This is a genomic window from Nonomuraea rhizosphaerae, from assembly GCF_019396405.1.
GTDB lineage: Bacteria > Actinomycetota > Actinomycetes > Streptosporangiales > Streptosporangiaceae > Nonomuraea > Nonomuraea rhizosphaerae.
In genome coordinates, this window is sequence record NZ_JAHKRL010000029.1 from 1 (window position 1) to 10,467 (window position 10,467).

The 10,467-nt window shown below is 71.5% G+C and carries 12 protein-coding genes and 1 pseudogene; 10 read left to right on the top strand and 3 right to left on the bottom strand.

Annotated elements, in window-relative coordinates:
* A pseudogene (locus tag KME77_RS01415) lies at window positions 1-254 on the top strand (hypothetical protein); the annotation flags it as partial.
* A gap of 124 nt (window positions 255-378) precedes the next feature.
* Here the strand turns inward: KME77_RS01415 and KME77_RS01420 are convergent.
* From KME77_RS01420 to KME77_RS01430, 3 genes are all read right to left on the bottom strand, one after another.
* Window positions 379-747 carry a VOC family protein gene (locus tag KME77_RS01420; RefSeq protein ID WP_219460676.1) on the bottom strand — a complete coding sequence of 123 codons (369 nt, stop codon included), beginning with the start codon at window positions 745-747 and terminating at the stop codon, window positions 379-381.
* A 73-nt stretch (window positions 748-820) separates the two neighbouring features.
* Entirely contained in the window at window positions 821-1,552 is a 732-nt protein-coding gene (locus KME77_RS01425) for a helix-turn-helix transcriptional regulator (RefSeq protein ID WP_219460678.1), read from the bottom strand.
* A gap of 114 nt (window positions 1,553-1,666) precedes the next feature.
* On the bottom strand, window positions 1,667-2,686 hold the full coding sequence (locus KME77_RS01430) for a PHP domain-containing protein (protein ID WP_219460681.1): 1,020 nt from the start codon (window positions 2,684-2,686) through the stop codon (window positions 1,667-1,669).
* A gap of 168 nt (window positions 2,687-2,854) precedes the next feature.
* Here KME77_RS01430 and KME77_RS01435 point away from each other — a divergent pair, with 168 nt between their 5' ends.
* The 9 genes from KME77_RS01435 to KME77_RS01475 all read left to right on the top strand — a co-directional run.
* On the top strand, window positions 2,855-3,205 hold the full coding sequence (locus KME77_RS01435) for a hypothetical protein (RefSeq protein WP_219460684.1): 351 nt from the start codon (window positions 2,855-2,857) through the stop codon (window positions 3,203-3,205).
* Window positions 3,206-3,210: 5 nt separating this feature from the next.
* Window positions 3,211-4,359 (top strand): glutathionylspermidine synthase family protein, encoded by a 1,149-nt coding sequence (locus tag KME77_RS01440; protein ID WP_219460687.1) that lies wholly within the window; start codon window positions 3,211-3,213, stop codon window positions 4,357-4,359.
* A complete protein-coding gene (locus KME77_RS01445) occupies window positions 4,356-4,790 on the top strand; it encodes a DUF350 domain-containing protein (RefSeq protein ID WP_219460692.1) in 435 nt (144 codons plus the stop codon). Before KME77_RS01440 ends, KME77_RS01445 begins: the two co-directional genes overlap by 4 nt.
* Before the next feature lie 71 nt (window positions 4,791-4,861).
* Entirely contained in the window at window positions 4,862-5,986 is a 1,125-nt protein-coding gene (locus KME77_RS01450; protein WP_219460708.1) for a PucR family transcriptional regulator, read from the top strand.
* Between the two features lie 103 nt (window positions 5,987-6,089).
* Window positions 6,090-7,001, top strand: a complete 912-nt coding sequence (locus KME77_RS01455) for an ACP S-malonyltransferase (RefSeq protein WP_219460694.1) — start codon at window positions 6,090-6,092, stop codon at window positions 6,999-7,001.
* Window positions 6,998-7,954, top strand: a complete 957-nt coding sequence (locus KME77_RS01460; protein WP_219460697.1) for a beta-ketoacyl-ACP synthase III — start codon at window positions 6,998-7,000, stop codon at window positions 7,952-7,954. The genes KME77_RS01455 and KME77_RS01460 overlap by 4 nt, the downstream gene beginning before the upstream one ends.
* Before the next feature lie 87 nt (window positions 7,955-8,041).
* Window positions 8,042-8,284: an acyl carrier protein gene (locus tag KME77_RS01465; RefSeq protein WP_219460700.1), complete on the top strand. Its 243-nt coding sequence runs from the start codon at window positions 8,042-8,044 to the stop codon at window positions 8,282-8,284.
* A 93-nt stretch (window positions 8,285-8,377) separates the two neighbouring features.
* Window positions 8,378-9,610 carry a beta-ketoacyl-ACP synthase II gene (fabF, locus tag KME77_RS01470; RefSeq protein WP_219460703.1) on the top strand — a complete coding sequence of 411 codons (1,233 nt, stop codon included), beginning with the start codon at window positions 8,378-8,380 and terminating at the stop codon, window positions 9,608-9,610.
* Window positions 9,610-10,467: carboxyl transferase domain-containing protein (locus KME77_RS01475; RefSeq protein WP_281423994.1), on the top strand; the 858-nt coding region annotated here is incomplete at its 3' end. The genes fabF and KME77_RS01475, both read left to right, overlap by 1 nt.

The window sequence follows — 10,467 nt, forward strand, 5'->3', positions numbered from 1 at the left end:
CGGCGCTCGGCGTGGAGGGGGCCACGATCCACCTCCACGCGAGCGACGCCGACGGCGAGTGGACGATCACCCAGGAGCCTGCGGGCAGGATCGGCTGGGAGCGCGGCCACGCCAAGGGCGACGCCGCCGTCCAGGGGCCGGTGAGCGACCTGCTGCTCCTGCTGTACGGCAGGCGCTCACCCGACGCTGACACGCTGACCGTCTTCGGGGACCGCGCCTTCCTGAACCGCTGGCTGGCGGCGGCCTCGCTCTAGCTGGGATTGAGGCCCTGGACGCGCCGCCACTCGGCGGTCGGCGGCGTGTCCAGGGCATGGAAGGCCACGCACGTGCCCGGTCGGCGGGGAAGGCGCCTTCCCGGGCGGGGCGCGCGGCCTGGTCTCATTCGGCCGCCTGCCTCGGGTGGAAGATCCCGAACAGGTTGCCCGAGCCGTCGCGCAGGTAGGCGAAGTCGACCCCGGCGCCGTCGCCGATCATCTTGGTGACGACCTTGCCGCCGAGCGCCTCGGTCTCGGCGCACTTCTGCTCGACGTCGGCGACCTGTACGTGGAAGACGGCGTGGTCGGGGAACTCGCCCTTGGTGTTGAAGAGGCCGCCCGCCTGCTGCTCGCTGCCCGCGTAGCTGATGCCCCGGTAGTCCATCGGGCCTTCGGCCTTGGCGAACGTCCAGCCGAAGAGCTGACCGTAGAACCGCTCGGCCCCGTCAGGGTCGGCGGTCGCGACCTCGAACCAGGTAACCGTGTTGTCCATCATCGTCTCCCTTGTTTTCGAACAAGACAACGATGCATCGCTTGAACGACAACCCTATGTCGGTGTTTTCGAGTCATTGATCGAGCACCGTCCCGTGGACGATCATGTCGGGGACGTCCCGGGTGAAACCCTCCAGCGGACGGTCCGGGCACCGCTCGGCGGAGACGGCCGCCGCGGCGATCCGGTCCAGCCGGAAGACGCGCACGTCGTCGCGGAGCCGGCACCAGGCCACGAGGTACCAGAACCCGCCGCGCCCGCCCAGGAACACGCCCGGCTCCACGTCGCGGGAGGTCAGCATGCCCTTCTTGTCGGCGTAGTCGAGCCTGAGCACGCGGCGGCGCAGCAGCGCCTCCTCGATCGCCCGCGAGATGCCCTCGGCGCCCAGCGGCTGGATCTCCTCGCCCTCCTCGGGGACCGGGCTGAACGTCCGCACCCGCCGCGCCAGCTCCCTGGCCAGCTCGCCCTCCGGCCCCGGCATGGCCGCGACCACCTTGCGCAGCGCGCTGCGCGCCTGCCTGCCGAACGGCTGGTCGCCCGCCCGGCTCAGCGCCAGGGCGATGGCCACGGCCTCGGCGGGGGTGAAGTTGAGCGGCGGCAGCGACATCTTCTTGTCGAGCGCGTAGCCGCCCTTGCGCCCCGGCTGGGCGTAGATCGGCACCCCGGACGCCTGCAGCGCGGTGATGTCGCGCTCGATCGTCCGCACGCTGACCTCGAACCGTCCGGCCAGGTCACGGGCGGAACGGCAGCGCGGCGAGATGGCGCGCAGGTCTTCGACCAACGCGTAGAGCCGATCGGTACGGTTCACACCACGTGACGTTACGCCGCGCCACCGACAATTACGCGTCCGGCTCCCTACCAGACACACAACCTCAGTACAAGGAGGCGCGCCAGAGGGGGGCGAACCGGCCCGGAAACCCTCTCAGGCGAGCCGGGCCAGCAGGTCCTCCAACGGCCAGGTGTTCACGATCCGCTCCGCCCCGATCCCGCACCTCGCGGCCCGCTCGCACCCGTGCCGCTGCCAGTCGAGCTGCCCGGGGGCGTGCGCGTCGGAGTCGATCGAGAAGTCGCATCCCATCTCGTACGCCAGCCGCATCAGCCGCTTGGGCGGGTCCAGCCGGTCGGGCCGCGAGTTGATCTCCACCGCGACCCCGAACCGGCGGCACGCCTCGAAGACCAGCTCGGCGTCGAACTCCGACTCCGGCCGCCGCCCGCCCCGCTTCGTCCCCGCCTGCACGATGCGCCCGGTGCAGTGGCCGAGCACGTCCACGTGCGGGTTCGCGATGGCCGTGACCATCCTGCGGGTCATCTCGTACTGGTTCATCCTCAGCTTGGAGTGGACGCTGGCCACCACCACGTCGAGGCGCTCCAGCAGCTCCGGCTCCTGGTCGAGCGTCCCGTCGGTGTGGATGTCCACCTCGATGCCGGTCAGGATCCGGAACGGCGCCAGCCGCTCGTTGAGCCGCTCCACCTCCTCCAGCTGCCGCCGCAGCCGGGCGGGCGACAGACCGCCCGCGATGGTCAGCCGGGGCGAGTGGTCGGTCAGCGCCCAGTACTCGTGCCCGAGCGTCTTGGCCGCCTCGGCCATCTCCTCGATCGGCGAGCCGCCGTCGGACCAGTCGGAGTGGCTGTGCAGGTCGCCCTTGAGCGCCGCCCGCAGCGCGGCCGTCTCGTCGTCCAGGTCCACCTCGGCGGTCGCCCGCACCCTGCGCAGGTAGGTGGGCACCTGGCCGTCGAGCGCCTCGGTGACCGCCAGGGCCGTCACCTTGCCGACCCCCTGCAGCCCGGTCAGCCCGCCTGAGCGCGCCAGCCGTACCAGCTCGTCGCGCGGCAGCTCGCCGACGACGGCGGCCGCGTTGCGGAAGGCGCGCACCCGGTAGGTGGGCTCTCCCGCCCGTTCGAGATGGAAGGCGATCTCCCTGAGCGCTTCGACCGGTTCCATGCGTCCATTACTACCGCAGCCGGTTGCAACCGGTATCAGGTAGACGTTGAAGCGCTACGAACTGCACCTATAGGCTGTGCGGCCAATGAAAGCAGGATCCTGATGTCATTCTCGCCACCCCCGCCGCCTCCGATGCCCGCAGCCCCCAAGCGGCCGAAGGCGTCGAAGGTGGTCACCCTTTCCGTCCTCGGCGTCGTGTCCGTCCTCCTGGTGGGCTACTGCGCCGCCCAGGGCGACGACGAGGTGACCGCCGACTGCGTCGACATGGGCAACCAGCAGGCCGACGGCTCGTACGTGGTCGTCGACGACGACCTCTGCGACGACGACGACAACGGCACCTCCCACTACTACGGCGGCTCGCGCGGCGCCTACCACTGGTACTACGGCGGCACCCGCTTCGGCACGAACCGGATCAAGAGCGGCACCACCTACCGCCCCTCCGACGTGAACATCACCACCCGTCACGGCCGCGAGATCCAGCGCGGCGGCTTCGGCAGCAAGTGGAGCGGCGGGAGCTAGCGGCGATGCGGCGCGAACACGGGGCCCCCAGGGACGGCTGGGAGGCGACGATCGAGAGCCACGGCCTGGCCTACCACCAGGCCGCCCACCCGGAGGGGCTGGAGCGGCCGTACTGGGACGAGTCCGTGCACTACGTCTTCTCCCTGGCGGAGGTGGAGGCGCTGGAGGAGCAGGTCGAGGAGCTTCACGAGATGTGCCTGGGCGCCGTCGAGCACGTCGTGCGGAACGGGCGCTTCGCCGACTTCGCCGTCCCCGAGTGGGCCGCCGCCGACGTGGCGCGCTCGTGGGAACGGCGCGACCCCCACCTGTACGGCCGCTTCGACCTGCGCTACGACGGCACCGGCCCGGCGAGGCTGCTGGAGTACAACGCCGACACGCCCACCTCGCTGGTGGAGTCGTCGGTGGCGCAGTGGTTCTGGCTGAAGGACGTCCATCCCGCCGACGACCAGTGGAACTCCATCCACGAGCGGCTCATCGAGCGCTGGCGCGAGATCGCCCTGCCCGACGGGCCCGTCCACTTCGCCTGGACGAAGATGGACGAGACCGGCGAGGAGGCGATGACGCTCGCCTACCTCCAGGAGACCGCCGAGCAGGCCGGGCGGCGCACCGTCGCCGTCGCCATGGAGGACATCGGCTGGGACGCGCTCAACCGGCGTTTCGTGGACGTCGAGGAGGGCATGATCCGCTCGGCGTTCAAGCTCTACCCGTGGGAATGGATGCTGGCCGAGCCGTTCGGGCGGCACGCCGTCCGGTACGCGACCTGGATCGAGCCGCTGTGGAAGTGCCTGCTGTCGAACAAGGCGCTGCTCGCCGTCCTGTGGGAGCTGCACCCGGGGCACCCAAACCTGCTGCCCGCCTACCTCGACGGCCCCCGCGACCTGGACTCCTACATCGTCAAGCCGCTGCTGGGCAGGGAGGGCGCCTCGATGCGGGTCGTCACGCCTGAAGCCACCCAGGAGACTCCCGGCGCGTACGGCCAGGAGGGCTACGTCTTCCAGGGGTTCGACGCCCTGCCCGAGTTCGAGGGGCAGCGGCCGGTGCTCGGCGCCTGGGTCGTCGCCGACGAGGCCGCCGGGCTGGGCATCAGGGAGACCACCGGCCTGATCACCGACGACACTTCCTCCTTCGTCCCTCACCGAATCGAGCACCCATGACCACCCTGCTGGAAACCCTCCTCCGTGGTGCCGGCGCGATCGCCGCCTACGCCGCCGTCGGCGTGATCCTGCTGATCGTCGGCTTCTACGTGATCGACCTGGCCACCCCCGGCAAGCTGAGCGCGATCATCAGGAGCGAGCGCAACCCGAACGCCACCCTGCTGGCGACCTCCGCGCTGGCCGCCGTGGGGCTGATCGTGGCGGCCTCCATCTGGTCGTCGGGCGGCCGCCTCGCCGAGGGCCTGGCCGGGACCGCCGTCTTCGGGCTGGTCGGCATCGTGGTGCAGACCGTCGCCATGCTCGTGTTCGACAAGCTGGTCGGCATCTCCGTACGCGACCTCGTCAAGGAGCCGGAGCTGCAGCCGGGCGCCAGGCTGCTGGCGGTCACCCACGTCGCGATCGGGCTCATCACCGCCGTCGCGGTCATCTGAGACCACCTGGCACTCTAGGAGACGTGACAGACCGGACCCGGGAGGACACCACCCGCAGGCTGGAGCGCGCCATGGGCTCGCTCGGCACGGCGGCCATGGCGCGCATGGACGACCAGTTGCCGTGGTTCCGCGCGCTGAGCGCCGAGGACCGTTCCTGGGTGGGCCTGGTGGCGCAGGCCGGGATCGCCGCGTTCGTGGAGTGGTTCCAGCACGCGGGGGCCAACCGGCCCACGCCCAGCATCGAGTTCTTCGGCACCGCGCCGCGTGAGCTGAAGCGGTCGATCTCGCTGCAGCAGACCGTGGACATCGTCAGGGTCGTGGTCCAGGTCGTCGAGGCGCAGACCGACGAGCTGGCCGCGCCCGGCGGCGAGGACCAGCTGGAGCAGGCGATGCTGCGCTACACCCGCGACGTGGCGTTCGCCGCCGCCCACGTCTACGCCCGCGAGGCCGAGGCCAGGGGCTCCTGGGACGCCCGGCTGGAGGCGCTCATCGTGGACGCGCTGGTGCGCGGCGAGGTGGACGACGGGCTGCACTCCTGGGCGGCGGCGCTCGGCTGGACCTCCTCCCCCGTGGTCGTGATCGCGGGCCGCGCGCCCGGCGACGACCCGCGCGCGGTGATCGACGGGCTGCGCGAGAAGGGCCGCCGCATCGGCATGGACCTGCTGGCGGGCGTGCAGGCCGATCGGCTGATCGTGATCGTGGGCGGCGCCGGCAGCGTCGACGAGGCGGCCAAGCAGGTCGTGGCCCGCTTCGGCGAGGGCCCGATCGTCATCGGGCCCGAGGTGGGCGACCTGCACGCGGCCGCCCGGTCGGCCAGGGCGGCGCTGGCCGGGCTGAAGGCGGCCTCCGGCTGGCCCGACGCGCCCCGGCCCGTGCACGCCGAGGACCTGCTGGCCGAGCGGGCGCTCGACGGCGACGACGACGCCAGGGAGCAGCTCGTCGAGAACGTCTACCTGCCGCTGGCCGGCACGCCGCTGCTCGACACGCTGGCGACCTACCTGGAGCAGGGCACCTCGCTGGAGGCGACCGCCCGGTTGCTGTTCGTCCATCCCAACACCGTGCGCTACCGTCTGAAGAAGATCACCGAGCTGACCGGCTACCAGCCCACCGAGGGCAGGTCGGCCTTCACCTTGCAGGTGGGCCTGATCCTCGGCAGGCTCTCGGAGAGCGCCGTCACATGGCGAGCTCTAACGTAACTTCCACGAAACCCCCACTGTAGGATTCCTACAAAACTCCTTGGACAAAGTTCGTACGGATCCTTATCCGCGTGTCGAACTTCTACAGGGCAAGGTGGATTTCGTGCTTGTACTCGTCGCCCCAGGCCAAGGGGCCCAGACCCCAGGATTCCTGACACCCTGGCTCGAACTGCCCGGCCTCGCGGACCGCCTGACCGCGTGGTCGGAGGTCGTAGGCCTCGATCTGATCGCTTACGGGACCAAGGCCGACGCCGACGAGATCCGCGACACCGCGGTCGCCCAGCCCCTGCTGGTGGCCGCCGCGCTGGCCTCCGCCGAGGCCCTCGGCGCGACCCCCGACCTGCTGGCCGGTCACCTGCTGGCCGGTCACAGTGTCGGCGAGTTCGCCACGGCCGCGCTGGCCGGGGCGCTGACCCCCGAGCAGGCCCTGACGCTGGTGCGCGAACGCGCCCAGGCCATGGCCAAGGCCGCGGCGGTCACCGAGACCGGCATGACCGCCGTGCTCGGCGGCGACGAGGCCGAGGTGCTGGCCGCCATCGACCGGCACGGCCTGACGCCCGCCAACATCAACGGCGCCGGCCAGATCGTCGCGGGCGGCACGCTGGAGCAGCTGGCCGCCTTCCAGGAGGACCCGCCGGCCCGCGCCAGGCTGCGTCCGCTGTCCGTGGCGGGCGCCTTCCACACCTCGCACATGGCGCCGGCGGTCGAGCACCTGCGCGACGCCGCCCAGGGCGTCGTCCCCGCCGACCCGCGGGTCAAGCTCCTGTCCAACGCCGACGGCCAGGTCGTGACCGACGGCGCGCAGCTGATGCGGCGCCTGATCGACCAGGTGAGCAACCCCGTCAGATGGGACTCCTGCATGGCGACGATGGCCGAGCTGGAGGTCACCGGCATGATCGAGCTGCTGCCCGGCGGCACCCTGACCGGCCTGGCCAAGCGCGGGCTGCGGGGCATCCGGACCGTGGCGCTGAAGACCCCCGACGACCTCGACGCGGCCAGGGAGCTGATCAAGTGAGGATCCCCGACATCGCCCCCGGCGCCAAGGTGCTGTCGCTCGGCCACTACCAGCCTTCCAACGTCGTCACCAACGACGACCTGGCCAAGACCATGGAGACCAACGACGAGTGGATCCAGTCGAGGGTCGGCATCAAGGAGCGCAGGGTGGCGGGCGCCGCCGAGTCCGTCGAGGACATGGCGACGCAGGCCGGCGGCAAGGCGCTGGCCGCCAGCGGCCTGTCGGCCTCCGACATCGACCTGGTCATCGTGGCGACGTGCACGCTGGAGACGCAGATCCCCAACGCCGCCGCCGTCGTGGCGCACCGCCTCGGCATCCAGTCGCCCGGCGCGTTCGACGTCAACGCGGCCTGCGCGGGCTTCTGCTTCGCGCTGGGCGTGGCCAGCTCCGCGATCCGCGCCGGCTCGGCCAGGCACGTGCTGGTCATCGGTGCCGAGAAGCTGTCGCAGTGGATCGACTGGACCGACCGCTCCACCGCGGTGATCTTCGCCGACGGCGCGGGCGCCGCCGTGGTCGGCCCCTCCGACACCCCGGGCATCGGGCCGGTCGTGTGGGGCAGCTCGGGCGACAAGTCCGACGCGATCATCATCAACGACCGCCACGACTCCCTGCACCAGGAGGGCCAGACCGTCTTCCGCTGGGCCACCACCGCGCTGCACCCGGTGGCCAAGGAGGCGTGCGAGCGCGCCGGCGTGGACCCGTCGGAGCTGGCCGCGTTCATCCCCCACCAGGCGAACCTGCGCATCATCGAGTCGATCGCCCGCCGGATCGGCGCCGACCAGGCCGTGGTGGCACGTGACATCGTGACCGCCGGCAACACCTCCGCCGCCTCCATCCCGCTCGCGCTGTCGCGCATGCTGGAGCGCGGCGAGGTCCGCTCGGGTGAGCTGGCGCTCGTCCTGGGCTTCGGCGCCGGCCTGACCTACGCGGGCCAGGTCATCGAGATTCCGTAGGATCCGGTACGGCCCGCGCCGTACCCATCAGAGCTTGTGCGGCGTGAGCCGCACAGAACCCAGAAAACCCAAAGGAGAAATACCGACATGGCTGCCACCAACGAGCAGGACGTCCTCGCGGGCCTCGGCAAGATCATCAACGAGATCACCGGCATCCCGGCGAGCGAGGTCACCCCTGAGAAGAACTTCGTGGACGACCTCGACATCGACTCGCTGTCGATGGTCGAGATCGCCGTGGCCGCCCAGGACGAGTTCGGCGTCGAGATCCCCGACGACCAGCTCAAGAACCTGAAGACGGTCAAGGACGTCCTGAACTTCATCCAGAACTAGTCCCGCCCCTCCGCACGCCTCCGCGTACGCGTACGCGGAGAACGGACAAGCCGCAGATCCACTCCCTATCTGATCGACAAGGAGCGCGAAAACGTGAGTGCAAACCGGGTGCGTGTCGTGGTCACCGGGCTCGGCGCGACGACGCCCGTCGGTGGAGACGTCACCTCGACCTGGTCGGCGCTCCTCGCCGGTCAGTCGGGCGTGCGAACCCTGACCACGGACTGGATCGACGCTGTCCCCGTGAAGTTCGCGGGGACGGCCGCCGTGGACCCGACCGAGGTGCTGCCCCGGCCCGAGGCCCGCCGCCTCGACCGCAGCGAGCAGCTCGCCCTGGTCGCCTCCCGCGAGGCGTGGCAGGACGCGGGCGCTCCCGAGGTGGCGCCCGAGCGGCTCGGCGTCGTGGTCTCCTCCGGCATCGGCGGCATCTCCACCACGCTGTCGGCCTACGACACCTGGAAGGAGCGGGGCTGGAACCGGCTCTCGCCCTTCACCGTGCCGATGCTCATGCCCAACGGCCCGGCCGCCTGGATCGGCCTCGACCGGGGCGCCCAGGCCGGCGTGCACGCCACCGTCTCGGCCTGCGCCTCCGGCGCGGAGGCCATCGGCTACGCGATGGACATGATCAGGGCGGGCCGCGCCGACGTGGTGGTCGCGGGCGGCACCGAGGCGGCGATCCACGGCCTGAACATGGCCGCCTTCGCCGCCGCGCGCGCCATGTCCACCCGCAACGACGACCCGGCGGCCGCCTCGCGGCCGTGGGACCGCGAGCGCGACGGGTTCGTGCTCGGCGAGGGCGCCGGCATCCTCGTGCTGGAGTCCGAGGAGCACGCCAGGGCGCGCGGCGCGCGGATCTACGCCTACGCCGCGGGCGTCGGCTACTCCGCCGACGGCCACCACATCACCAACCCGGAGCCGGAGGGGCGCGGGATCATCATGGCGATGACCCAGGCGCTCACCGACGCCGACATCTCCGGCCTGGACGTCAAGCACGTCAACGCGCACGCCACCTCGACGCCCGCGGGCGACGTCATCGAGGTGAAGGCCGTGGCCAAGGCCATCGGCACGCACCCGCTGGTGACCTCGACCAAGTCCATGACCGGCCACCTGCTGGGCGGCGCGGGCGGCATCGAGTCCGTCTTCACGATCAAGGCGCTCCAGGAGCGCATCGTGCCGGCCACCATCAACCTGGACAACCCCGACGACGGCATCGAGGTGGACCTCGTGCACGGCGAGAACCGCCCGCTGCCCGCGGGGGACATCGCCGCGGTCAACAACTCCTTCGGGTTCGGCGGCCACAACGCCACCGTCGTGTTCAAGGGGGCTTGATGACCGTGCTGGACAACCGGGGCGCGGCACAGGACTCCGATCAGGAGCCCGCCGATCCTCGTGATCCGGCCGTCCGGCTGTCCGCGCTCCTCGACGAGGGCTCGGTGCGGCTGATCACCCCCGAGGACAAGAGCGGCGTGCTGGCCGCCATGGGCCGCGTCGAGGGAGTCCCCGTCGTCGCCTTCTGCAGTGACGCCCGTTTCCAGGGCGGCGCGATGGGCAGCGAAGGCTGCGAGCACATCGTGCACGCCTACGACGTGGCCGTCCGTGAACGGGTGCCGGTCATCGGGATCTGGCATTCCGGCGGTGCGCGACTCGCCGAAGGCGTCGAGTCGCTGCACGCCGTCGGCCGGGTCTTCGCCGCGATGACCAAGGCCTCGGGCGTCGTCCCGCAGATCTCCGTGGTCGTCGGCGCCGCCGCCGGCGGCGCGGCGTACGGGCCCGCGCTGACCGACCTGGTCATCCTGGCCGACTCCGGCCGCATCTTCGTCACCGGGCCCGACGTGGTCCGCAGCGTCACCGGCGAGGACGTCACCAGCGCCGCGCTGGGCGGCCCCGAGCCCCACAGCAAGCGCAGCGGCGTCGTGCACGTCATCACCAAGACCGAGACCGACGCCTTCGTCAAGGCGCGGCAACTGGCCACGCTGCTCGGCCACCAGGGCCGGGTGCGCACCGGCGAGATCGGCGAGGTCGACTTCTCCACACTGCTGCCCGAGTCGGCGCGGCGCGCCTACGACGTCAAGCCGCTGGTCAACGGCCTGCTCGACGAGCCGGGCATCGAGCTGCACCCCAAGTGGGCGCCCAACGTCGTCACGTCGCTCGGCCGCCTCGGCGGGCGGGCGGGCGGCGGGGGCGGC

Coding starts and splice junctions, on each gene's coding strand:
- KME77_RS01440 (WP_219460687.1), top strand. CDS start 3,211: ATGCGGCGCGAACACGGGGCCCCCAGGGACGGCTGGGAGGCGACGATC.
- KME77_RS01465 (WP_219460700.1), top strand. CDS start 8,042: ATGGCTGCCACCAACGAGCAGGACGTCCTCGCGGGCCTCGGCAAGATC.
- KME77_RS01430 (WP_219460681.1), bottom strand. CDS start 2,686: ATGGAACCGGTCGAAGCGCTCAGGGAGATCGCCTTCCATCTCGAACGG.
- KME77_RS01450 (WP_219460708.1), top strand. CDS start 4,862: ATGGGCTCGCTCGGCACGGCGGCCATGGCGCGCATGGACGACCAGTTG.
- KME77_RS01420 (WP_219460676.1), bottom strand. CDS start 747: ATGGACAACACGGTTACCTGGTTCGAGGTCGCGACCGCCGACCCTGAC.
- KME77_RS01445 (WP_219460692.1), top strand. CDS start 4,356: ATGACCACCCTGCTGGAAACCCTCCTCCGTGGTGCCGGCGCGATCGCC.